Annotated in this window: 18 protein-coding genes and 3 pseudogenes; 13 read left to right on the forward strand and 8 right to left on the reverse strand. The window is 63.1% G+C overall.

Translation table 11 applies throughout. The annotated features are described in order from the left end of the window. Positions 1–10: 10 nt before the first annotated feature. The 3 genes from ABFY20_RS20160 to ABFY20_RS20170 all read right to left on the reverse strand — a co-directional run bounded on the left by ABFY20_RS20160 (position 11) and on the right by ABFY20_RS20170 (position 5318). Positions 11–2032 carry an N-6 DNA methylase gene (locus ABFY20_RS20160; protein ID WP_368499991.1) on the reverse strand — a complete coding sequence of 674 codons (2022 nt, stop codon included), beginning with the start codon at positions 2030–2032 and terminating at the stop codon, positions 11–13. Further along, complete coding sequence (hsdR, locus tag ABFY20_RS20165) at positions 2029–4542, reverse strand: EcoAI/FtnUII family type I restriction enzme subunit R (protein ID WP_368499992.1); 2514 nt, start codon at positions 4540–4542, stop codon at positions 2029–2031. The genes ABFY20_RS20160 and hsdR overlap by 4 nt, the downstream gene beginning before the upstream one ends. Before the next feature lie 188 nt (positions 4543–4730). Next, positions 4731–5318 (reverse strand): recombinase family protein, encoded by a 588-nt coding sequence (locus ABFY20_RS20170; RefSeq protein ID WP_368499994.1) that lies wholly within the window; start codon positions 5316–5318, stop codon positions 4731–4733. An 88-nt stretch (positions 5319–5406) separates the two neighbouring features. Here ABFY20_RS20170 and ABFY20_RS20175 point away from each other — a divergent pair. Further along, positions 5407–6637: pseudogene (locus ABFY20_RS20175) on the forward strand (IS30 family transposase). Positions 6638–6846: 209 nt separating this feature from the next. On the opposite strand, the gene ABFY20_RS20180 reads toward ABFY20_RS20175, so the two are convergent. Next, positions 6847–7095, reverse strand: a complete 249-nt coding sequence (locus ABFY20_RS20180) for a DUF3892 domain-containing protein (protein ID WP_368499995.1) — start codon at positions 7093–7095, stop codon at positions 6847–6849. Positions 7096–7278: 183 nt separating this feature from the next. On the opposite strand from ABFY20_RS20180, the gene ABFY20_RS20185 reads away from it, so the two are divergent. The 3 genes from ABFY20_RS20185 to ABFY20_RS20195 all read left to right on the forward strand — a co-directional run bounded on the left by ABFY20_RS20185 (position 7279) and on the right by ABFY20_RS20195 (position 9043). Continuing rightward, the gene (locus tag ABFY20_RS20185; RefSeq protein WP_368499996.1) at positions 7279–7629 is read left to right on the forward strand and encodes a GntR family transcriptional regulator; all 351 of its coding nucleotides are present in this window, start codon (positions 7279–7281) and stop codon (positions 7627–7629) included. Between the two features lie 116 nt (positions 7630–7745). Then, entirely contained in the window at positions 7746–8606 is an 861-nt protein-coding gene (locus ABFY20_RS20190) for a hypothetical protein (protein WP_368499997.1), read from the forward strand. A 152-nt stretch (positions 8607–8758) separates the two neighbouring features. Continuing rightward, the gene (locus ABFY20_RS20195) at positions 8759–9043 is read left to right on the forward strand and encodes a winged helix-turn-helix transcriptional regulator (protein WP_368499999.1); all 285 of its coding nucleotides are present in this window, start codon (positions 8759–8761) and stop codon (positions 9041–9043) included. 359 nt (positions 9044–9402) lie between these two features. On the opposite strand, the gene ABFY20_RS20200 is transcribed toward ABFY20_RS20195, so the two are convergent. After that, the gene (locus tag ABFY20_RS20200) at positions 9403–9819 is read right to left on the reverse strand and encodes a MarR family winged helix-turn-helix transcriptional regulator (RefSeq protein ID WP_368499998.1); all 417 of its coding nucleotides are present in this window, start codon (positions 9817–9819) and stop codon (positions 9403–9405) included. Between the two features lie 166 nt (positions 9820–9985). After that, positions 9986–11251, reverse strand: a complete 1266-nt coding sequence (locus ABFY20_RS20205) for an MFS transporter (RefSeq protein ID WP_368499942.1) — start codon at positions 11249–11251, stop codon at positions 9986–9988. 128 nt (positions 11252–11379) lie between these two features. Between ABFY20_RS20205 and ABFY20_RS20210 the strand changes: the two genes are divergently transcribed. The 8 genes and pseudogenes from ABFY20_RS20210 to ABFY20_RS20245 all read left to right on the forward strand — a co-directional run bounded on the left by ABFY20_RS20210 (position 11380) and on the right by ABFY20_RS20245 (position 20433). Further along, the gene (locus tag ABFY20_RS20210) at positions 11380–14331 is read left to right on the forward strand and encodes a glycosyl hydrolase (RefSeq protein WP_368499943.1); all 2952 of its coding nucleotides are present in this window, start codon (positions 11380–11382) and stop codon (positions 14329–14331) included. Between the two features lie 35 nt (positions 14332–14366). Continuing rightward, positions 14367–15119, forward strand: a complete 753-nt coding sequence (locus tag ABFY20_RS20215) for an SDR family NAD(P)-dependent oxidoreductase (protein ID WP_368499944.1) — start codon at positions 14367–14369, stop codon at positions 15117–15119. Positions 15120–15177: 58 nt separating this feature from the next. Continuing rightward, a complete protein-coding gene (locus tag ABFY20_RS20220; RefSeq protein WP_368499945.1) occupies positions 15178–15519 on the forward strand; it encodes a helix-turn-helix domain-containing protein in 342 nt (113 codons plus the stop codon). Positions 15520–15734: 215 nt separating this feature from the next. Next, positions 15735–16625 (forward strand): annotated as a pseudogene (locus tag ABFY20_RS20225) (IS256 family transposase); the annotation flags it as partial. Positions 16626–16790: 165 nt separating this feature from the next. After that, positions 16791–16934 (forward strand): annotated as a pseudogene (locus ABFY20_RS20230) (helix-turn-helix domain-containing protein); the annotation flags it as partial. Between the two features lie 450 nt (positions 16935–17384). Next, entirely contained in the window at positions 17385–18245 is an 861-nt protein-coding gene (locus tag ABFY20_RS20235; RefSeq protein WP_123918134.1) for a 3-hydroxyacyl-CoA dehydrogenase, read from the forward strand. Positions 18246–18288: 43 nt separating this feature from the next. Further along, the gene (locus ABFY20_RS20240; RefSeq protein WP_368499946.1) at positions 18289–20070 is read left to right on the forward strand and encodes an oleate hydratase; all 1782 of its coding nucleotides are present in this window, start codon (positions 18289–18291) and stop codon (positions 20068–20070) included. Positions 20071–20292: 222 nt separating this feature from the next. Beyond that, complete coding sequence (locus ABFY20_RS20245) at positions 20293–20433, forward strand: helix-turn-helix domain-containing protein (protein WP_368500000.1); 141 nt, start codon at positions 20293–20295, stop codon at positions 20431–20433. A 235-nt stretch (positions 20434–20668) separates the two neighbouring features. Here the strand turns inward: ABFY20_RS20245 and ABFY20_RS20250 are convergent, their stop codons facing one another. Then, a complete protein-coding gene (locus tag ABFY20_RS20250) occupies positions 20669–21466 on the reverse strand; it encodes an alpha/beta fold hydrolase (RefSeq protein WP_368499947.1) in 798 nt (265 codons plus the stop codon). After that, positions 21450–22415 carry an NADP-dependent oxidoreductase gene (locus ABFY20_RS20255; protein ID WP_368499948.1) on the reverse strand — a complete coding sequence of 322 codons (966 nt, stop codon included), beginning with the start codon at positions 22413–22415 and terminating at the stop codon, positions 21450–21452. The genes ABFY20_RS20250 and ABFY20_RS20255 overlap by 17 nt, the downstream gene beginning before the upstream one ends. A 104-nt stretch (positions 22416–22519) precedes the next feature. On the opposite strand from ABFY20_RS20255, the gene ABFY20_RS20260 reads away from it, so the two are divergent. Then, on the forward strand, positions 22520–23086 hold the full coding sequence (locus tag ABFY20_RS20260) for a TetR/AcrR family transcriptional regulator (RefSeq protein ID WP_368499949.1): 567 nt from the start codon (positions 22520–22522) through the stop codon (positions 23084–23086). Positions 23087–23259 lie beyond the last annotated feature (173 nt).

Here is a 23259-nt window from a genome sequence, read left to right on the forward strand (position 1 = left end):
GCGGCCCGGATTATTGAGTGAGACGACCAGTCAATGCCCCTAATCTAACCTCCTGCACAACTGTGCTTAGTTCGTCAGCAACATCTCGGGCTGCTTCGTATCCCAAGTTGGCCGCGTCAATGATGCGGAGAACGTCGTCCTGCACATCGACTTCTGGCATAGGAACTTGAAGTTCCCGAATATCGTCGGGACGAACCGACGCATAATTCGTGGCTCCTTTTGCGCTAAGCAGCCCGGTTAGAAAACCCGACTCAACCAAGAGGGTCAGCCATCCGAGCCGACAGACACTCTGGTCGACGTCGAACGAGAAGTAGTGGCTCGAAACAACAGCGCCATCGAGGTCAGGCGGGACTATTCCCATACCCCCGAGCTTCGCGTCAATCTCTGCGACCACAAATTGATCTTGACGAACGAAGTACTGCGTTTTTGTCTTAACTTCGCGCCCGGTCACCTCATCTCGTAGTGCGAGGCCACGACCGTGAAGGGCCACCCGTACTCGACGATAGTGCTGGTCTTCAACGAGCTGATGACGATCGCGAACAAGAGTGATGCAATCACCGAGGGGCCTTAGCGGGAAGGCAACATCAGCTTCCGCGGGGGCCGCCCCCGAGAGTGCTGAGGTGAGGCTCTCCACGCTAGCCTCGACTATGGGCGCTCTCGCGCCTATGCGCGATAGTCGTTCGTGAGCATCTTCTAACGTCAGCAGCGTCTCGGTAGCTGGCTTCATTGGCCGCAAATCAAAAGAGTCTCGATCTAGGTCCTCGACCCGAACCGACCAGGAATGTTCGCTCTCTGCCCTGTTGTTAACAAGTTCGAGGAACGGGGCGAGCGCTTCTTCGGTCAGCGGCTTTCGCACTCGACTAAAGTTTTTGACTCCCGGGGGCGGCTGAATCTCCACATAGAAGATCTCTTCTGTCGGACCCGGCCCGTCTATGAAGAGCAGATCCGTTTTGACGTCCTTGTACCAAATACCCTTTGAGGGGACGCTGACGATCGTGTGTACATTCCAGGTTTCAAGCATCTGCTTTCGGAAAACTGCGAATGAGTCGCCGTTGCTCAAGAAGCTCTCTGGAAGGACCACCCCCATTCGTCCCTGGGGCCGCAGGGTAGCCAGATTGAGTTGCATGAAAAGTAGCTGAGTTGAGCTGCTTCGGATTGGAAAGTTGCGCTGCACTTGAGGATGCTCAGAGCCACCAAAAGGCGGATTAGTCAGAACAACATCGACTAGGTCGTCGCTCGAAATGGTGCGGATGTCTCTTTCAAGAGAGTTGCGCCGCTTGATATCAGGCTCTGTCACACCGTGAAGAAGCAGGTTCATCGTGCCTAGCAAAAAGGGGAACTCACCAGAGTCCTGCCCCCGAAGCGCCTCCGAGTGAAGGAACTCATCCTCTTGCGTAGTAGTGGCTTTCGGTCTCATATGCTCGAAGGCCTCGACTAGAAAGCCGGCGGAGCCTGAGCACGGATCGAACACGACTTCGCCGACCTTTGGGTCGACCACGTCAACAATGAAATTGATCAGGGGGCGAGGGGTGTAGTGCTCGCCTGACCAGCCAGAGTCACTGCCCATCTGAGCAAGAAGCGTCTCGTAAATCACGGTCATCGCATGAAAATCGTCGGCCTCACGGAATCGGATCTTGTCGACGACTTTTAGGACTTCAGCCAAGACGTAGCCGCTCTTCATGACCGTCGAAACTCCGCTGAACAACTCGGCGACCGTTTCTCTCGAGCGAGTGCCAGTCAGGCTACGAAGATGCGGGAACAGCTCATCGTTAATGAATGAGATAAGCGAGTCACCCGTGTACTGACCATCCGCCCAGTCACTCCAGTTGAAGGGCGACTCAATGATTCGGTCAAAGCTGCGACCATCTATCTCAGCGACCAGCGATTTTTCTTGTTCGACCTGCTCGAAAACCTTAAGAAACAGAAGCCAGGAGAAGTGTTCAAGATACTTTGCTGTCCCTTTGGTGTTGTCGTCAGCCCGCATCTTTTCACTTGCAGACTTAACTAGTCGCTGCAGTTCCTGAAGGGTCACGCAACTCCGCCATTCCTATAAATCTCATTTCGGGCTAAGACCAAGATTTCTCGTGCGCGCGTGGGCCCACCAAGCATGCTCACAATCGCATCAAGGCCACCGATCGAGCGCAACGCTGGGGTGCGAAACACGGCGGCAGAATCGAGCTCATTAAGTCCCGCTACGCGGTACTGATCTAAAAGCCCACGCAAGACTTTTTGCTCAGGATCCGACAGACCGGGTAAGACCGAGTCAGATCGCAGTTCAACTCTACGTGCACGCTCTTCTCGCGTTCGCAACGGTTCACGCCAACCTGCGTAGGTGAGAAGATCCGCATCGTCTACGTCCGGACGCTCAAGCACCAGCCCCAAGAGCTCTGTGTCGACGCTATGCTCTCGTAACGATTGACGAAGTCGATTTCGGGTGCTCGGATCTCGCCAGAGTTCTCTAAGCGTTGCTGGGCTGCCCTGGACGGCATCTCGGATGCGTTCACCCGCGAGGTCCACATACTGCTCGACAGATAGCTCTCGCCCATCTGACGTCAAATTGAGTGTTATTTCTGCGGCTAGAGTCACCTCTACGCCTGATATGACCATCCGGCCTGGACCTACACCAGACTCCTCAAGGACGACTTCTATCTCGTCATCCTGCGGGACGTTCACCCTCACCCGTCCAGGACGGCGCCCGCTCGCGCTAGCCCGGACAGTTAGAGACCCCACCGGGAGACCGGAAATTTCGCACTGTCCGTACTGGTCTGTAATGCCCCGCGCGATATGGCGGCGGCCGAGTGTGGCGGCGACTCGCGCCCCCAAAATGGGTTCTCCGTCGACGTTTCGGACGCTAACCAACACGGTTTGTGCGCCAGTCACCCACTCCTCATCAGGGGCAGATGGAAGATCCCACGCATCTAGTAGTCGTGTGGCATTTGTGTAGTCGACCACTCGAAAAAAGAGCTTCCCGGTGGAGGGATCAAGCCTCGTACCGCGTCCGAGAATCTGTTTGAAAACGATCGGGCTCGAAACGGGCTTCATGAAGACCACATTGCGAAGCGACGGTATGTCTACGCCCGTGCTGAGGAGGTCAACGGTCGTTGCGAGAACGGGCTGTCTCCCCCGGGGATCTCGAAATTCCTCTAGAAGGGTCGCCGAGTCTCTCTCCTCCGACACAATTCGGACGGCGTATCTCGGTAGCCCCTCCTCCACGCCTAAAAGATTCTGCATATGAGTCCGAACCGTGTCTGCATGTGCGGCTGAGACGCAAAAGACGATTGTTTTCTCGGCCGTGCCCCACTCCCGTATCTTGTTCGCCAGATGCTCGCAGAGCACCCTCGTCCGATCCGGTACCGATATCTCTCGCTCGAACTGCTCTGAAGTGTAGACATCACGAATTTCGACATCTTCTGGTGTGAAAAGCTCGGCTCCAAACTCCACCTCGCGAGCGATATGCAGGCCTCTTTCATCGAGGTTCGTAGATACCTGCAGCACTTGATAGGTAGCGAGAAATCCATCTTCGATGCCCCGGGCAAGCGAGTACTCATAGTCAGCCTGGCCGTGACCTCCGTCATCGAGGAGCTCAGCACCAAAGTAGGCGTACGTGTCGATGGTGTCAGCGCGCTTGGGCGTTGCAGTCAGCCCTACGTGCACCGCGTTTCCAAAGTGGTCGAGAATTGCCTTCCAATCGCCGTACCCAGACCGATGGCACTCGTCGATTACAACGCAATCGAAATAATCGGGCGGGTACTGCTCAAAGAGTCGACCACCACCGCGCTCGCTATACAGCCCCTGGTACGTCGCGAAATGCACGTCTCTCAACAACGGGAGATCTTTATCCTCGCCCACGACGCCTCGGGCATCGCCGAATGCAGAAAAGCTGTTATAGGCCTGCCCTAATAGCGAGACACGATCGACCAGGAAGAGCACCTTACGCACCACACCGGTGCGCCAGAGCTTCCACACGATGTTTCCAGAGACAACTGTCTTGCCCGTGCCTGTCGCGAGATTGAGAAGGAGTCGTTTTCTACCAGCCATGATCGCGTCAACAGCGATATGAACTGCTCTCTCCTGGTAGTACCTGAGTGGACGATCCGAAAGGGTGGGAGCAAGTAAGGGATTCGGTGCAGGAGCTCTGAACCGACCGTGAATGATATCCAAGAGTCCAGTGGGTCCTGGGGGCGCATCTATCTGGATGATTTCTCCAGACTGCAGACTCTGCACAACATACGCATGGCCGTTCGAGGCGATTGCTAGAGGTGCACCTAGATCCTCTGCATACGCGTGGGCTTGCTGCAGTCCCGCTCCGGGGGAATGCGACTCATCCTTTGCTTCCAACACGGCGAGGGCCACACCGTTTGCCCGCTCACGGAGAACATAGTCTGCCGACTGGGGAACCTCTCTGTGCACCTCATCGCCTAGGAAGAAGACGCGCCCGGCCCGATAGCGATATTCGCGATCGATTTGGCTGTCGCTCCAGCCGTTAGCAGCAAGCGCAACGTCGATTAGCTCCAAACGCGTAGCTGCTTCATCACGAGTCATCGAATTACCTCCCCCTGGCTTTGATCCACGCCTGAACTGTCGAAATCGGCGCGCGCATCACGACACGTGGTTTTGTTGATACCCGGACGAGACCCGTGACATGACCTTATCTACAAGCAGATTGCCCGACCGACTCCCTTCCCTCGGTGGCCCCACCTTCAACCTCACCTGCTGCCTCGCCAACGTGATCAGCGAGATCCGCTGAGCGCCCGAATTCTTCGGTACAAAGTCGCTCGGGACATCCCAAGCTCTTTAGCCACCTGCGCCGCCGGTTCGTTCTGTTCGAGCAGGTGGGCAGCTCCACGAATTTGCGAGTCCGTGAATTTGAGCCGGCGCCCGCCAAGATCTTTACCGGCCGCGCGTCGTTTGGTGACGGAGTCTCCAATGCGCTCTCGTTTGATGTCCAGCTCCATCTGAGCGAGCGCGGACATCACAGTGAAGACCATCGCTCCCATTGGCGTTCTCGTGTCGACGTCGCCACCGCCGAGATTCAACACACGAAGGCCTGCGCCGCGGTCTCCGAGCTTCTCGGCGAAAGCGAGCATGTTCTGCGTCGACCGGCCCAGTCGGTCAAGGGTGGTGATCACGAGAGTGTCGCCATCGTGGAGCGCGTCGAGTGCTCGATCGAACTCCGGGCGAGACGCGCGGGCGCCGGACACTCCCCTATCGACATAGATGTCGTCACGCCGGACGCCGGCGGCAAGCAGGTCAGCCAGCTGCCTATCGGTGACTTGCTGGTTAGTCGATACTCGCGCGTACCCGATCAGCTTTCCCATGCCCCCGACCCGTCTCGCAACTCACTCCGATTACACGGGCGAATTCAGGTGGTGAGTGCAACACCCTGAGTTCTGTGGGGTGCTGTCGATGGGCCATCCGTGGTCGCCGGTGGGTGTTCGTTTAGCGTTTTGGGAGGGGCTGCGTCAGGGGTTGCCGGTGGCAGCCGCGGCACGAGCGGCAGGGGTGTCGCGGCCGACCGCGTATCGGTGGCTGCGTAATGATCGGCAGGTGCTGCCATCAACACATCTAGAGTCCCGTGGTCCACGCGCCACGTCGTTGTCGTTACGAGAGCGGGAGGAGATCGCCTTCCAGCTCGCGCTTGGCCACGGGGTGCGCAGCATCGCGACCATGGTGGGGCGGGCCCCATCTACGATCAGCCGCGAGCTCGCGAGAAACCGGGTGCAGGACCGGTATGTGCCCTCGATCGCGCAGGAGCAGACATGGGCGAGAGCCCGCCGGCCGAAGTCGCGGAAGCTGGACGGGTTAGCGTTGCGGGAACGTGTCGGATCGATGCTCGCCGACCGGTTCAGTCCCGAGCAGATCGCGGGCCGGCTCAGACTCGAGCATCCCGACGATCCGGAGATGCAAGTGTCCCACGAAACGATCTATCAGGCCTTATACGTTCAGGGGCGCGGATCGTTGCGCACCGAACTGGCGGCAGCCCTGAGAACCGGCCGCGCAGCGCGCCGCCCGCAGCGGCCAAACGGCCCGCGCGCGAACCGGTTCCAGGAGATGGTGATGATCTCCGACCGCCCACCCGAAATCGAGGACCGCGCCGTTCCGGGTCATTGGGAGGGGGATCTCATCATCGGTGCGACAGCCACGAAGTCCGCGATCGGAACTCTCGTCGAGCGAACGTCGGGGTTCGTGATGCTGCTGCACCTGCCGGGTGATCACACCTCCCGAACCGTCGCCGACGCCATGATCACGGCGATGAACACGCTTCCCGAGCAGCTACGCCGCTCAGTGTCCCTGGTCCCAGGTCACCGAGCAGCTACGCCGCTCAGTGACCTGGGACCAGGGACGGGAGATGTCCCGGCACCAAGAGATCACTCTCGCTACGGGGATGCCGATCTATTTCTGCGACCCGCACTCGCCATGGCAACGTGGCAGCAACGAGAACGTCAATGGGCTCCTCCGCGAATATTTCCCGAAGAGCACCGACCTGTCTTTCCACGGACCAGGGATCCTGGAGAACGTGGCCGCAGAGCTCAACCGCCGCCCACGGAAACGCCACGGCTACCGGACACCCGCAGAAGTACTCGAAGAGCTACTCTCGAACCCAACAAATCAAACCGGTGTTGCGACGACCACCTGAATTCGCCACGAATCATGACACTGGGTTGCGACACATAGTTGCAAGAACCGCGGCCCGCCGAATTCCGAGGTCGGACCAAGCCGGTCGGCCGCTGGAGTGAGACATCTCGTATCTCTACTGTTGGAATGCTGGCGATGCTCGTCCGCCATAGCGACTGAAATCGTTCCGCGAAAGCGCGGGGGACAGTACGTGTCCCCTGCACTTCTGCCCTAGCAGTCGTCTAGATCATCGAGATTGTTGGGCGAGTACCCATCTGAGCTCGTCGTCAGATACTGCCGACCATTGCGGCTACCTACTCGGACATAGACGGTCCGACCATTCACTGAGACGAAATATGCTTGCGGGTCTCGTGCGATGTTCGATACAGCCTCGGGCTTGGTGTGGCTCCATCCCGTTCCACACAGACCCGTGATGTCACCGTCCCGATCCTTGCTGCTCTTGGTTACTTGTTGCGCCACGATTGACTCCTTTGTCAGGTGAGGTCGCAGAGTGCGGTCTCACGCGACACTTTCGCAGTAATCCCGCAAGGGGTCTAGGGCAAGGCTCCAGCTTGCCGGCGGGCGCATGGCTGACGTTGAACGATCGGTGGCAGGTGAATCACGCGCAGGGCTCGATCAATACTGTTCGCGTATGATACGAACATGCTTATTCGTCTAGTGGAGGGGTCGCCCGCATCCTTTGCAGAGCAAATTGCGTCCCAGATACGGCAGGGTGTGGCGCGGGGAGAGGTTGCGGTGGGAGAGAAGCTGCCTTCCGCGCGAGAACTCGCGGCCTCGTTGAACGTAAACATGCATACCGTGCTCCGCGCCTACGATTCTCTTCGGGCGGCTGGCGTCGTTGAGCTCGGTCGCGGCAGGGGTGCTGTTGTCGTTGGTGGAGATGCCCCCGGGATACGGAACGTTCTCGATTCTGCCGCAGCAGTTGTCGCCCAAGCGGCCGCGGCAGGTATCAGCGTGCGGGAATTGTCCTGGCTCATCAAGGGAATGGCATGACCGCGGGTGGCACGGTTCGAGTGGTACGCGCTACAGCCGCCGCAATCGTGGCGTGCGTGCCCGCGGTGGCCCTCATCAGCGTCGGTTCAGCATTTGGATCGAGGCTGGGATCAACAATGGCGACACACTGGTCCGGTGACGGGTCCACGCCGGATGGGTTCTCGGCGACGTGGGTTTCGTTCTGGATCTTCGCCGGCATCACCTTCGCGCTGACGCTGGGTGCGCTCGTGTTGGTCATTGCGGGTTCCCGTTTCCCGCCGGCCCGGGTCTGGGCGGGAATCACTACTCTGATCGCGGGTTTCACGGCAGCGGCATGGGTTGCCGCTGCGTGGGCAACCGCTGACGCCCCGAGCCTCGCCCAGGCGAGCCTAGGCGGTCGACTAGCAGTGCTGCTCGTTGCGATTACCGTCGCCGCGATCGTCTTTCTCCTGACACCAGCAGCAGACCCGGGCGTCGTGGACCCTGCACCGCGTCCGGAGGCGCTCGCGCTGGATCCCGGCGAGCGAGCGGCCTGGTCGGCGCGAATCAGTAGCCCAATGTTTCTCGCGATTGCGGCAGGGCTTGTCTTGCTCGCCATCGTCTCCGCAATCGCAGCCGTGTCGTCGCACACCGGAAGCGCGTTCATCGGAGTGGCCGTGTTCCTGGCGGCAGCACTGTCGATCCTGGTCCTCACCCCGGTGCGCCTCACAGTCGATCACCGTGGCATCCGTCTCACATCGATCACGTTCAGAATCCCTCTTATCCGGCTCGATCTATCAAGCATCGAATCAGTCAGCGCCCACACAATCGACCCGCTGGAATGGGGTGGCTGGGGATACCGCGTATCTGGCCGAGGGCGCGCCTACGTCAGTCGGCGAGGACCCGGGATAGTCATCCGACGCCACGACGCATCACCAATCGCCATCACGGTGAACCACCCCGAGCAAGCAGCAGCCACCGCCAACGCACTCACCCACGACACGCACCCATCAAACTGACTCCAGCGCGAGATGACCTCTGGCATGGGGCATGTGTCAGAAATCAGAAGAATCCCAAGACACCCGAATCGAGCAGATCTGGCTAGTGCCGTCAGAGTCAGCGATTTGCTCGGCAAGATGGACATATGCCGATTCCTCGCGACCTAAGCAACATGCCTACCAATGTAGAAGCGGCCTATCGGGCAATATCTGGAAATTCGCGCCTGCTTACCCTCCGGTACGTGCTCGATCACCCCAACTCCACCGTTCTGGAAATCGCAGAGGCAACGGGAGTCAGTCCCGCCTCGGCACGGGTGTCCCTTTTCGATCTCGAGAATGCTGGCTACGTGACTGTGGATGTGGATGGCAAACGTAATGGGATATCCGTTCACTATTCAGTGAACCGGCCTCAGTTTGTGGATGATGTCACTCAGCTCTGGGCGTGGATTATCCGATAGCTCCATCCGAGGGACGGCAAACAGCTCCTACTTCCACGCTCATCCGCGACAAACACAGTCCCGAGAAACTAAGGGTTGTGAGACACCGAGTGCTATGGAGTTTCGTCGGCCTCCGCTGCAGCCCTTCCGGCTCGACCGTTTGCACGGCTTCAACACCACCGTCGCTGCACCCCTCAGAGCCTGCCAATCAGGTTCGTCAGCCTTGTGGGCGCCACCCCCTCGCACTACAGGACCGCCCTCCAGCCGATGACGCGACCCTCAACGACGCGCATCGGCTCGGCTGGCGATTAGTGGCTCACTCGCGAGAATGGTGGAGGGAGATGGCGAGGTGACGACGCACATCGCCGCCACACTTCAGATCAGGCGCGCGCTGAGGACCAGTCGTGTCCTGACACCTGCGACAGCGCGTGCGCCGACACCGAGTCGGCACTCCGGGCGAGTTTGACAATGAGGCGGCCGATATCCGACCGGTCCCGTTCGCTCCAATCGGCGAACAGCGCGTCGAAGTACTGTTCGATGCCGGCGACGAGTCGCTCGCCGAAGGCGTTCCCCTCCGCGGTCAGGCCGACCACGACTGCACGGTTGTCGGTCGGGTCGGGGGCCCGGCGCACCAGGCCCGCGTCCTCGAGTCGCGCCACGACCTTGCTGATGTGCGAGGTGCTCACCTCGACCGCGTCGGCGAGGTCGGTGGGCCTCGCGGCGCCCCGGTAGATCAACTGATTGAGCAGGAGGAAGGCCGGCAGGTCGTCTTCGAGCGGAAAGCCGTTGGCGCGCATCAATTCGCGTCGATTGGTCGTCGAGTTAGCCCAGACGGCGAATGACGCGAGCGCGCCCGAGAGGCTCTCAGGAGGTACGAGGGGCGCGAACGCGGAGGCGGGCAGGAATGCGTTCTCGCTGATCTTCGGTTGCCTCGGCATTAGCGCTCCTTCCCTCACCCCAAGGCTATGCCACGTCGGAGAAGGCGGTCTTCTCGGCCGCGACGGCCGGAACCGGCCGCTTGCGGAAGGCGAACCAGGCCACCAGGTACCCGATCGCGACGACGATCGCGAGGCCGCCGTAAGCGAGCTGGGCGGCACCCAGCAGCATCGGTGTGACGAGGGCCACCCCGGCGGCGACGAGTCGGGCCACGGCGATGATGCTGCCCTGGGCCGACGCGCGCAGGAGGGTGGGGAAGCTCTCCTGCGTCCAGACCTTCATGATTGCCTCGAACGCGAACGACCCACCGATCGCGGCGCCCACGTAGATGAGCACGAGGGTGAGCAGCGAGAAGCCGAAGATCGCCGGGGCCGCGAGGCCCAGGGTCGACGCGATGGCACCGAAGGCGTAATAGGCCATGCGGCGCGGCCCGTCGACGATCCGCATGAACCAGAAGCCCAGCAGGATGCCCACGGGCAGCGTGAGGAGGTTGATCAGCGAGTTGGTCTGCACGCTGATGCCGACGACGTTCACGGCGACGTAGGTGCCGAACTGACCGGTCGTGTTCGCAGCCAGGTTGACGAGTGTGTAGAAGACGAGCAGCGCGAAGAAGGGGAAGGCCAGGCGGCGGTCGGTGAGGATGGTGCGGAGTCGCGAGACCGGTGCGTCCTCGCCGGACACCACGGAGAGGGATGCTGTGTGCGCGTCCCGCCAGACGCGCGATTCCGGGATGCTCAGGCGCAGGAGGAGGATGATCAGTGCGACGACGCCGACGTGGGCGAAGAGGATCTGGCCACCCAGCTGGCCCATTCCGCCGACGCCCGTTGAGATGCTCACGGTGGCGAGGATGCCTCCGTACCAGAGGATCTGCGAGAAGCCGATCAGCTTGCCGCGGTTGCGGTCGGTCGCCGCCTCGGCGATGGTCGCGAGTGAGACCGGGAGGTCGGCGCCCGTGCCGAGGCCTACGAGCAGGATGCCGATCAGCAGCGGCACGAACGAGGTGGAGAACACGAGCACGGCCGAGCCGATCACGATCATCGCCATCGTGATGACGAACACGGATCGGCGTCCGAACCGGTCGCCCAGCCGGCCGCCCACGATCGCGCCGATCGCCACTCCCAGGGTCAGCGCCGCTGAGAGGGCACCGAACTGGAGTTCGGTGAGGCCGAAGCTGATCTGGTAGAGCACGAGTCCGATGCCCGAGCTCACGATCGCAGCGGCATCGATGTACGACGCCATGCCCGCGACCACGCCGATCCACCAGGCGCGCCTGGACGTTGTCTCTGCCGTCATTCCGTTCTCCTTTGAACCTGCGTCGCTCTCAGCGGCCGTCTTCAAGTATCGTCAACGCGACGATGTATTATCGTCATAGTAACGATAACTCTGGCGGAAGCCAACTACTGTTCGAAGGAGAACCCACCGTGTCGGTCGAAGACCTCAAGAGACTCCTCACGTCGCCCAGCATCGAGTATCGCCCCGAGATCCGCTGGTGGCTGGCAGAGGGACTCCACACCGACGCGACCCTCCGCCACGAGATCGCCGCAGCCCGCCGACTCGGCTTCGGCGGGCTCGAGTTCCTCGCAATGGACGAGGAGGCGATCGACCACCGGCGTTACGGCTGGGGATCCGAGGAGTGGGTTCACGACAACCGCATCATCGTTGATGAGACCACCGAGCGCGGCATGGCGGTCAGCTTCACCTCGGGCACCAACTGGTCGAACGCCAACCTGCCCACGATCGACCCTGACCATCCGGCTGCCGCCCAGGAATTGAATGTCGTCACCGAACGGCTCTCAGGCGGCGAGACCCGCACCGGCCCCCTGTCGCAGATCGATCTCGCGGCGATCGCCGTGCCAGACGGCATGCCGATGCATCGCGAGTCGGGAAGCCGGCAGCACTTCGTCGCCGTCGTGGCAGCCCGCGTGGTGGAGACCGACTCCGGATCGGCACCGGTGCTCGACGTCACCTCCGTCGTCGATCTCAGCGCCCACGTCGACGACGGCCGCCTGGAGTGGACAGCACCGGAGGGAGAGTGGCTTCTCTTCACCTACTGGATGCACGGCACCGGCCAGACGGCATCCCCCTCCGTGCAGACCAACTACACGGTCAACTACCTCGACCGGGCGGGGATCGACGCCGTGATCCACTACTGGGACACCGTGGTGCTCACGCCCGAGCTGCGGAGCGCGATCCGTAAGAACGGCCGCGCGCAGATGTACATGGACTCGCTCGAGCTGTGGACGTTCGGCATGGGAGGCCTGTTCTGGGGGGCCACCGTCTACGACGAATTCCGGCGCCGGCGCGGCTACGCCATCGACCCGTGGCTGCCCTTCCTTACTCGCGATGTGCAGATCATGGCGTCATCGACCGTCTACCATCACGAGCCGGCCCCGGAGTACGCGCTGACCGTCGCGAAGGTGAGGCACGACTACGTAGAGACCCTCACCGACCTCTACATCGAGAACATGCTGCGTCCGTTCGCCGCGTTCTTGCACGAGAACGCGATGGAGCTGCGGGCCGAGATCAGCTACGGCATGCCCTTCGAACTCACCCGCCCCGGCATCGAGGTCGACGGCATCGAGAACGAGTCGTTGGAGTTCGCGGCGCAGATCGACGCATACCGGCTGCTCGCCGGTCCGGCCCATCTGTTCGGCAAGCAGTACTCGTCGGAGACGGGAGCGACCACCCGCAACCACATGCTCGACCACCGCTTCTACGACCAGATCATCGCCACGCAACTTGCGGCCGGCGTCACGAAGACCGTCATGCACGGCTGGGCCAGCACGGCCGGTGCCGAGGGCGCGACCCATTGGCCCGGGCACGAAGGGATGCTGTCGGTCTTCTCCGAGCGATTCGACGAGCGTCAGCCGGCCGCCGAGTTCTATCCGCTGTGGACCGAGGCCCTCGCGCGTATCCAAGCCGTGCTGCGCCAGGGCGTGCCTCGGATCGACGTGGGCATCCTCCGTACCGATCACTTCACCGACAACGGCTCCGGCATGGCATTCCTCGACGACACTGGCCGCCGCATCCCCGACGAGGAGGCCTACGGCCGGATGTGGATGCGCGACCGCGAGAATCACTGGTGGCGCGACCTCCAGCTGCAGGACGCGGGGTGGACCTACGAGTTCTTCGACGGCTCCCTCCTGCTCCACGACGAGGTGAGTCTGGGCGGGGGACTCGTGCAGCCGGACGGACCCGGCTATCAAGCGCTCCTCGTCTATCAGGCCGGGCTCGACGCCGACGTGGCCGCACTCCTGCTCCGGTGGGCGCAGGCCGGGTTGCCGGTCGTGCTCGTGCACGGCGCATCCGAACTGAAGCTGCTCACCGAAAAGCGCTACATCAACCATGCGCGCGCCGCGTCCCACACCCCTGGGCTCGACGGCCGCGACGACGAGCTCGCCGCCGTGATCGCCGAACTGCTGCGGCAGCCCTCGGTGCGCGAGGCGGACGGCCCTGACAACGCGCTCGAGGCGCTGCGCTCACTCGGCGTCCGAGGACGCGCGGAGTTCGCCGACGAGAACCGCACCGTGCTCACCCATCTCCGTGTGGACGGCGAACTCAGCCACGTCTACGCGTACCACTTCCTGTACGAGACGGGTGAGGACACCGTGGTCGAGATCACGCTCGACGGAGAGGGCGCGGTGCACCGGATCGACCCGTGGAGCGGAGAGCTGCACGCGTACCCCGAGGCCCGCTCCGTCGACGGTCTGACGGTGATCCGCGCCGCACTGGCGCCGGGCGAAACGGCGTTGTGGACGCTCGACCGCTCCGCCACTCCCCTGGTCTTCTCGGAGGAGACCGACACCATCGCTGCACTCGACGAATGGTCGATCGCCGTGGAGAGCTGGGATGCCGGCGAAGACGTCCTCATCACGGAGGACAGGGGCCTCGGCTACGAGACGCGGGAGATCCGTCCGACGACCGCCGTGACCACGCTGCGATCGTCGACCACGCAGCTCGCTCCGTGGCGACGCATCGAGGACATCGGTGCGGCGGTGTCCGGTGTAGGCCAGTACACGGTCAGATTCACGCTCGACGACGCTCCGACCGGGGCGGAGCGCTTCGTGCTCGACCTGGGCTCCACCGCGGGCGGCCTGGGTTCGGTGTCGGTCGGCGGGCGTCCGCCGCGCGGCTTCGACACGTCTGCGCCGCGCGTCGACATCACAGCAGACCTGCGGGCCGGTGACAACGAGATCGTGGTCCGTGTCGCCAGCTCGCTGAACAACCGACTGATCGCCCGCGGCTACTACGACGACATGCCCGACATCGTCGGCACGCTGCTCACCGGTGTGCCCTCGAACCAGGCCACGACCGTTCGGGACCACGGCCTGCTCGGTCCCGTGCGCCTCGAACGCATCACCACGACCCACTGAACCGTCGCGAGGCGACACCGAGCAAGGAGACCATTGTGAAGAAACTCGAAGGGCGCGTAGCCGTCGTCACCGGGGCCGCACGGGGCATCGGCCGCGAGATCGCGAAGCACCTCGCTGACGACGGAGCCGACATCGCGGTGATCGACGTCGCCGTCGCCGACGAGACCGTGGCGGCGGTGACCAGCGCAGGCCGGCGTGGGATCGGCGTCGTCGCCGACGTGACCGATCCTGATGCGCTGGCTGCGGCCGCGGAGCGCATCGGCCGTGAACTGGGCGACGTCTCCATCATCGTCAACAACGCGGGCCTGCATCCGCATCAGACGTCAATCGACGAGCTCGACTATGAGCTCTGGCAGCGGACGATGCGGGTGAACGTCGACTCGATGCTGCTGACGGTCAAGGCCTTCCTCCCACAGCTCCGGCGCACCGGCACAGGACGGATCATCAACATGTCCTCGTCGGTGGTGAATGTGGCGCCGGTCGGCGGCGTGCACTACATCGCCTCGAAAGCGGCGGTGGTCGGCCTGACCCGCGGACTCGCGAGGGAGCTCGGGCCCGACTCGATCACCGTCAACGCGATCGCTCCGAGCATTGTGCAGACCCCGGGGCTGGCCGGGACCGGGATCAGCGACGAGATCATCGACGCCGTGCTCTCGCAGCAGATCGTGAAGGACTTCACAACCCCGGCCGATCTAGTCGGCCTGGTCGGGTACCTCTGCACCCACGAAGCGAGGTTGTTCACGGGGCAACACTTCCACCTCGACGGCGGGATCGTGCTCAGCGACTGAGACACGGTCGACGAGCGTGATCGGAGGTGCGCGGCCAGTGGCTGTACCGTAATTCTCGATGGTCACCGAGAGAAATCGCGCGATCCCGACTGGATGCCGCCATCCGCGAGAGACGGCGACAGCAGCGCCTCACGTTGGTTCAGTGGCGGAGCGCGTCGGGGTGACCCACGGCCTTCTCAGTCAGCTCGAACGCGGCAGGTCGAACGCCAGTCTCAGAACCCTGTACCGAATCGCGCAAACGCTCGAAGAAGGGCCAGACTCGGCCAGCCCGCTCATTCCAGCGCTCACCAGGGCGATTCGGCAGCGTGGAACACCGCTCAACTCGAACCCTCGAGGCGACTTCACCACTGCTCGAAAGATCGGGTCGCGCTCACGGACCGACTGCGCCTCGAAAACCTAAAGAATTCCGAGACACACGGTCCAGGTCGAGACCACCACTCCCCTCCCCCGGATTCTCGGTCATCTTGGGTCCAGCTCACGAAACGGAAAAAATAACACGATAAGAGTCGGGTGCAAGATGTTTACTCTGGTTGGTGGTTGCGGGCCAACGCGCGATGAGCGGCCCGTGGCTTAACGCCCGATTGTGGTGTCCGCCGCTTTGTTGGCCCGAAACGCGGCGTCTCCACCCGCAAGGTCGACGATCTCGTGAAGGCGCTCGGCGCCGACACCGGGATCAGCAAGTCCGAGGTCTCCCGGATCTGCGGCAACCTCGACGAGGACGTCGCCGCGTTCCGGGACCGGCCACTCGCGGACACCACCTACCCGTACGTGTTCCTCGACGCGACCTATTGCAAAGCCCGCGTCGGACGGCGGGTGGTCTCCCAAGCCGTCGTCGTCGCGGTCGGCGTAGCCGCCGACGGGCGCAGGGAAGTCCTCGGCTTCGAGGTCGGCGACACCGAGTCGCAACCGTTCTGGACCACGTTCCTGCGCTCCCTCAAGGCCCGCGGGATGGACGGGGTGAAACTGGTGATCTCCGACGCTCACACGGGACTGATTGCAGCGATCGAGACCGTGTTCCAGGGCTCGTCGTGGCAGCGTTGTCGGGTTCACTTCATGCGCAACGTGCTCGCCAACGTCCCGAAGACGGCAGGTCCCATGGTCGCGTCGATCATCCGAACGATCTTCGCCCAGCCCGACCCGGAGCACGTCTACGCCCAGTTCGACGAGGTCGTCCGGATGCTCACGAGATCGCATCCCAAGATCGCCGAGATGCTCGAGACCGCCCGGACCGACCTGCTCGCGTTCGCTGAGTTCCCGTACCCGCACTGGCGTCAGATCTGGTCCACGAACCCGCTCGAACGGGTCAACAAGGAGATCAAACGCCGCACCGACGTGGTTGGCACGTTCCCCAACCCGGCCGCGCTGCTGCGCCTGGCCGGGCACGTCCTGATCGAGCAGCACGACGAATGGGACGGCGCCGACCGCCGCTACTTCAGTGAACACTCCATGAAACTCCTCACCGCCGAAACCGAGGAGGTCGCGATCCCCGAACTCGCTGCGGCATAATCACAACAGCTGACCCTGCACGGTGTTGAAAAACTCCACCACTCAGCGGGACGTCACCCGGACCGGACGTAGTGAGCGACGCGGAGTACACTCATTATTGAGGCTACTCAGGGAGGTTGCAGCATGACGATGGCAGTCGCGGCAGCGAGCAGGCGCGACCGCAATATGCGCGACAAGCGCGACCGGATCTTCCGCGCCGCCGCCGAGTTGTTCGCGGAGCGAGGCTTCGCGGCGGTGACCACGCAGGAGGTCTCCGATCGGGCCGATGTGGCCGCCGGGACGCTCTTCCGCTATGCGGCCACCAAGAGCGAGCTGCTGCTCATGATCTACAACGAAGAGTTCCGCGCGGCGATTGACGAGGGCGAACGACGTGCGGCGCCTATCGCCGAGCCCGCGGCTGCGATCAACGCGCTCGTGGTCCCGACGATCGAGCGCAGCGTCCGCACGCCGGAGAATTCCATGGCGTACCAGCGGGAGCTGTTGTTCGGCCTCGCGGCAGAACCTTATCGGGCCGAGGGTGTGGAGCTCGTCTATCGACTGGAAGGCCTGATCTCGGCCCGGTTGCAAGCGCATGCGCGCGAACGTGGCCTGTCCGTCGATTCCGCCTCCGTCCGCCTGGCGGGCGAGACCGTGTTCGGCATCATCAATCTCACCATCGCGCGCCTCTCGGACGCGCCGGTCGAGCTGTCAGACATCGAGCGAAACCTTCGGGTCCAGATCAAGCAGGTCGTGGATGGCCTGCTCACAGAAAGGAATGACATGTCAAACATCAAGAACGTGACGGTGCTCGGCACAGGGGTGCTCGGGTCCCAGATCGCCTACCAGACCGCGTTCAGCGGATTCAAGGTGACCGCGTACGACATCAGCGACGAGATCCTGGCGAAGGCGAAGGAGCGCTTCGAAGGACTCGCGTCGACCTATCAGGCCGACGGTGTCGCCGGTGCCGCCGAAGGCAAGGCGGATGCGGCGCTCACGCACATCACGTATTCCTCCGAGCTCGCGGCCGCTGTCGCGGATGCCGATCTCGTCATCGAGGCGATCCCGGAAGTGCTCGCGCTGAAGCAACAGACTTATGAGCAGCTCGGCAAGGTGGCCCCCGCGAAGACCATTTTCGCGACGAACTCGTCGACGCTGCTGCCGAGCGATCTGAAGGACTTCACCGGCCGCCCCGCACGGTTCCTCGCGCTGCACTTCGCGAACCAGGTGTGGAAGTTCAACACCGCCGAGGTGATGGGCACCGCCGACACCGACCCCGCCGTGTTCGACGAGGTTGTCGCCTTCGCGGGCGAGATCGGCATGGTGGCGATCCCGATCCACAAGGAGAAGGCGGGCTATGTGCTCAATTCGCTGCTGGTCCCCTTCCTCAACGCAGGCTACGCGCTCGCCGCGGGCGGCTATGCCGACCCGAAGGATATCGACAACGTGTGGCGCATCGCCACGGGGGCACCGATGGGACCCTTCCAGATCACCGACATCATCGGCCTCACAACGCCGTACAACATCCTGTCCCAGTCCGGCGAGGGCAAACAGCTGGGGCAGTGGCTGAAGGAGAACTACATCGATAAGGGCAAGCTCGGCGTGGCCACCGGCGAGGGCTTCTACACCTACGACGCCAAATAACCATCCACCTCATCACGACACGACAAGAAGCAGGAGCACACTCATGCGTTACACCGCGGGCAATTACGAGGCATTCGCGCGTCCCCGCAAGCCGCAAGGCGTCGATGGCAAGTCGGCGTGGTTCGTGGGAGCGGGGCTCGCCTCGCTGGCCGGCGCCGCCTTCCTCATCCGCGACGGGCAGATGCCCGGCAACAAGATCACCATCCTCGAAGAGCTCAAGCTGCCCGGCGGTGCGTTGGACGGCATCAAGGAACCGAAGAAGGGCTTCGTGATCCGCGGCGGACGGGAGATGGAGGACCACTTCGAGACCCTCTGGGACCTCTTCCGTTCGATCCCCTCGCTGGAGATCGAGGGCGCGAGTGTGCTCGACGAGTTCTACTGGCTCAACCGCGACGACCCTAACTACTCGCTGCAGCGCGCGACCGTGAACCGGGGTGAAGACGCGCGCACCGACGGGCTGTTCACGCTCTCGGAGAAGGCGCAAAAGGAGATCGTCAAGGTCTTCCTCGCCACCCGCGGGGAGATGGAGAACAAGCGCATCAACGAGGTGTTTTCCGAGGAGTTCCTGAAGAGCAACTTCTGGATGTACTGGCGCACCATGTTCGCCTTCGAGGAATGGCACTCCGCGCTGGAGATGAAGCTCTATCTGCACCGCTTCATCCACCACATCGGCGGCCTGCCCGACTTCTCGGCGCTGAAGTTCACCAAATACAACCAGTACGAATCGCTCGTGCTGCCTCTCTACACGTGGCTGCTGGACCAAGGCGTGGTCTTCCACTTCTCCACCACCGTGAACGATGTCGACTTCGACATCGACGAGGAGACCGGCCGGAAGCAGGCCACGCACATCCACTGGACCTCCCGCGAAAACGGAGCCCCGGGCGACGGTGTCGATCTCTCCGAGAACGATCTGGTGTTCATGACGATCGGCTCCCTGACCGAGAACTCCGACGAGGGCGATCAGCAGACCCCCGCGAAACTCGACGACGGACCGGCGCCAGCATGGGACCTGTGGCGGAACGTGGCGGCGAAGCACCCCTCGTTCGGACGTCCTGGCGTCTTCGCCGACCACATCCCGGAGACGAAATGGGAGTCGGCGACCGTCACCACCTTGGATGCGCGCATCCCCGCCTATATCGAGAAGATCGCCAAGCGCGACCCGCTTAGCGGCAAGGTCGTCACCGGCGGCATCGTGACCGCCACCGACTCAAGCTGGCTGCTGTCGTGGACGGTGAACCGCCAGCCGCATTTCAAGCAACAGAAGCCCAACGAGGTCGTGATCTGGGTCTACGCGCTCTTCACCGACGTTCCCGGCGACTACACCGGCAAGACGATCCAGGAGTCCACGGGCGAGGAGATCGCTCGCGAATGGCTGTACCACCTCGGCGTGCCGATCGACCAGATCGACGAGCTCGCAGCGAACGCCGCGAAGACCGTGCCGGTGATGATGCCCTACGTGACGGCGTTCTTCATGCCCCGCCAAGCCGGCGACCGCCCCGACGTCGTCCCCGCAGGCTCGGTGAACTTCGCGTTCATCGGCCAGTTCTCCGAATCGGCCGAACGCGACTGCATCTTCACCACCGAGTACTCCGTCCGCACACCCATGGAGGCCGTCTACACGCTGCTCGATATCGAACGCGGCGTGCCCGAGGTGTTCAACTCCACCTACGACATCCGCAAGCTCCTGGCCGCCACCAGTCGCCTGCGCGACGGCGAGGAACTGAAGATCCCAGGAGGCTCCCTCACCCGGAAGCTGTTGATGAAGCGGATCGACGACACCGAGATCGGCGAGCTCCTCAACGAGTTCCACCTGCTCGACGAGTGACCACAAGACGCCCGCGGTCGGCATGGCGGGTTCTAACGGTGGTCGCAACACCCCGAGTTTCGGGAGGTTGCGACCACCGTGTCGTTTTCGGAGGAGAAGGATCGTCGTCGGGTTGAGTTCTTGGTGTTGCTGGAGTCGTTGGGCAGCGTGACGCTCGCGGCGCGGGAGCTGGGGCTGAATCGGAACAGTGCGTCCACCTGGGCGCGGAAGGTCGGGTTTCGGGTGAAGGCTTATCCGGCCCGCCCCCACCCGGCGCGGGAGGAGTTCGCCCGGCTTCGGGCGGAGGGGATGTCCTGTCGGGAGGCGGCGGCGCGGGTCGGGATCCATGAGCGTACTGCCCGTGACTGTGGAGTTGATGCGTAACTTGCGGTCTTCTGTGATCGGTATGTGACGTAGAGCAGCGAGGCGAAGGTGCCGGTCACATCGCTTCGCTAGAACTCTGTGGCAGCGCGTCTTATTGGAGAAGCCTGTCGTGTGGCGATGCAAAGGGGCGATGGACGACACGCAGCACACTAACGCCTCTTCCGTAGATCTGCGGAAGAGGCGTTCGTGATTCGCTTTCATGTTGACCTCCGGCCAACGTCGTGTCGGCGACGGGTCAGCTGAAGAAGGTCAGGATCCGGGCCCCCAGCCCGCGCAGGTCTTCGGGAGTGCGTTGGATGTCGAGGACCGAATCCGGGAGGAGTTCGTGGAGTTGTTCCGACGTAGCCAGGGGGTGGCTCGGGTCGTCGACCCAGGGGCGGAGGAGGACGGGCTGCTGGATGCGACTGATCGCTTCCCTGGTGGGGAAGTCAGTATCGGACGCTCCGAGCATGACGTCGGCGATGATGCTCTCGTTGATGTCGGGCGGAGTCGAACCCCAGCCACCCGATTCGAGAATCGGAAGCGGCGGGATCGAAGCAGTAGCAGCGTTAAGCGCTGCGACGCCGTGTTCGCGAAGCACAGAGGCGATCTGCTGGTAGGTCGCGGACTGGGCGGCCCGTGTCTCCCACGCGGTGGGTGGGATGACGAGGGCGAGTCGACGGAACCGGTCGGGGCGTTTGACGACGGCGTGCAGGATGGTGCCGACTCCCATGGATACTCCGAATGCGTCGACCGGCTCGTTCGGTGAGACGACGTCGAGCAGCGCGAGGAGGTCGTCGGCGAGCCGCGGCCAGGCATACTCCGCGGGGGTGGGTCGCCCGGTGGAACGGCCATGGCCGCGGGCGTCGTATCTCACGAGGCGTCGGCCGGCCGCGGTGATAGCGGACCAGTCGAAGTAACCGCTGGCATCTTCGGCCGCCCTCGAGAAACTCAACCCGTGCGCCCCGACGACTGTCGGGCCGGTACCCGGGTGGTCCTCATAGGACAGGGTCGTGCCGCCGAGGTCGAGGGATCCTTCACGCGTGTGAGACATCGGTGGTGTCCTTTCCGGGCAGGAGTACCAGCTTGCCGCGGGCGTTTCCGCCGAGGCTGATCTCCAGGGCGGTCTCCCACTGCTCGAGGGGGAACGTGGCCGCGATGGGTACCTGGAACTTTCCTTCGGCGGTGAGCTGCGCGAACTCGGGCAGCGCCTCGACTCGCTCGGGAATCGTTTCGGTGAACGAGCCGCGGGCGCCGAGTTCTGCGGCGGCTTGGAAGTCGGAGATGGTGAGGACCTTCTGCGGGTCGCCGCCGGCGATCGTGATCAGGTCGGGAAGGGCCCCGCCGACCGGCGAGGTGTCGAGGACGAGGTCGACGGGCGCGGCACTGAGTTCGGCGACACGCTCGACCATCCCGTCGCCATAAGAGGTCACGAGGGCACCGAAGTCGCGCAGGTGCTGTGCGTACGTCTCGCCGGCGGTGGCGATGACGTGCAGGCCGCGGATGAGGGCGATCTGCACGGCGGCGAACCCGATCGTGCTCCCCGCACCGTGGATCAGGATCGTCTTGCCCTCGTCTAGGCCGAGCAACTGGAGGTGAAGGTACGCAGTGTCCACCGTCATCGGCAGAGCGGCCGCATGCGCGAAGTCGAGACCCGCGGGGATCGGGAACCAGCGATTCATGACCGCCTTCTCCGATGCTCCGGCGGAGGGCGAGTTCGCCCAGTCCGCCGTTCCGAAGACGGCGTCTCCGATCTCGACGCCGGTGACGTCGTCGCCGATCGCGTCGACGATGCCTGCCACGTCGCAGCCGATGCCGCGCGGCAGGCTGCCGGCGAACAGGCCTCGGACCAGGGCCCAGTCGGCGGGCGCAAGGCCCGCGGCGTGCACTGTGACACGGATGCGCCCCGGGCCCGGTTCCGGCACCGGCGCCGTTTCATACCGGAGGACATCCTTCGGCTCGCCGTACTCGTGAAAGCGCACTGTGCGCATCTGCTCGGTCATGGGAACTCCGTTCGGTCTCGACTGGAACAGCGACATCCGCTGTTTCGTCAGTCACTGACTATACGTATAGTCAGCGACTGACGCAACCCTGATACGATTCCTTCATGCCACGAGACGGACGAGTCGTACGCAAGCGCTTGGAGGAAGCGGCGCTCGAGTTGTTTACCGAGCGCGGCTACGAGGGGACGACGACCGCTGAGATCGCCTCTCGTGCCGGGGTCACCGAACGAACCTACTTCCGGCACTTCCCCGACAAGCGTGAAGTCCTCTTCGCCAGCGAGCAGGAGTTGCGCGAGATCATCGTCGAGGCACTCGCTGCCGTGCCCACGGATCTCGAGCCACTGCCGGCGCTGAAACAGGGCTTCCATGGTGTCGTTCCGCTGATCGAGAAGAACCGCCCGCTCGCCGAACTGCGCGCCCCGATCATCCAAGCCGCTCCCGCTCTGCGTGAACGCGAACACGCCAAAGCAGCTGCGCTGGTCGACCTCGTCGCGAGCATCCTCGAGCAACGAGGCGTCACCTCCCCCACAGCACTACTCTCCGCACGGGTGGGAATGGACGCATTCAGCACTGCCATCCGCAGATGGTCCACCGGGACCGGCGTCCTCCACGAGGTACTCGATGAGACTTTCACCGAACTCCGCGTCCTCGCCAGCCACCTCAATCCCTGAACAGCCCCACCCAACCTCCATCACGTCGAGCTGCTCGCCGGCGGTATGACGACCAGCTGCGCCGACGTTGCCCTATCAGGGTTTCGTCGCAGCCCGCATGAGCGAAGTCTCGAAAACCTAAAGCTTTCCAAGACACCAACCGCAGCTCGAGGCCACCACTCCCCTGCCCCGAA

The sequence above is a fragment of the Herbiconiux sp. A18JL235 genome (assembly GCF_040939305.1).
GTDB lineage: Bacteria > Actinomycetota > Actinomycetes > Actinomycetales > Microbacteriaceae > Herbiconiux.

Coding starts and splice junctions, on each gene's coding strand:
- ABFY20_RS20190 (WP_368499997.1), top strand. CDS start 7,746: ATGGCGACACACTGGTCCGGTGACGGGTCCACGCCGGATGGGTTCTCG.
- ABFY20_RS20200 (WP_368499998.1), bottom strand. CDS start 9,819: ATGCGCGCCAACGGCTTTCCGCTCGAAGACGACCTGCCGGCCTTCCTC.
- ABFY20_RS20205 (WP_368499942.1), bottom strand. CDS start 11,251: ATGACGGCAGAGACAACGTCCAGGCGCGCCTGGTGGATCGGCGTGGTC.
- ABFY20_RS20260 (WP_368499949.1), top strand. CDS start 22,520: ATGCCACGAGACGGACGAGTCGTACGCAAGCGCTTGGAGGAAGCGGCG.
- ABFY20_RS20185 (WP_368499996.1), top strand. CDS start 7,279: ATGCTTATTCGTCTAGTGGAGGGGTCGCCCGCATCCTTTGCAGAGCAA.
- ABFY20_RS20170 (WP_368499994.1), bottom strand. CDS start 5,318: ATGGGAAAGCTGATCGGGTACGCGCGAGTATCGACTAACCAGCAAGTC.
- ABFY20_RS20240 (WP_368499946.1), top strand. CDS start 18,289: ATGCGTTACACCGCGGGCAATTACGAGGCATTCGCGCGTCCCCGCAAG.
- hsdR (WP_368499992.1), bottom strand. CDS start 4,542: ATGACTCGTGATGAAGCAGCTACGCGTTTGGAGCTAATCGACGTTGCG.
- ABFY20_RS20235 (WP_123918134.1), top strand. CDS start 17,385: ATGTCAAACATCAAGAACGTGACGGTGCTCGGCACAGGGGTGCTCGGG.
- ABFY20_RS20250 (WP_368499947.1), bottom strand. CDS start 21,466: ATGTCTCACACGCGTGAAGGATCCCTCGACCTCGGCGGCACGACCCTG.
- ABFY20_RS20255 (WP_368499948.1), bottom strand. CDS start 22,415: ATGACCGAGCAGATGCGCACAGTGCGCTTTCACGAGTACGGCGAGCCG.
- ABFY20_RS20195 (WP_368499999.1), top strand. CDS start 8,759: ATGCCTACCAATGTAGAAGCGGCCTATCGGGCAATATCTGGAAATTCG.
- ABFY20_RS20220 (WP_368499945.1), top strand. CDS start 15,178: ATGGTCACCGAGAGAAATCGCGCGATCCCGACTGGATGCCGCCATCCG.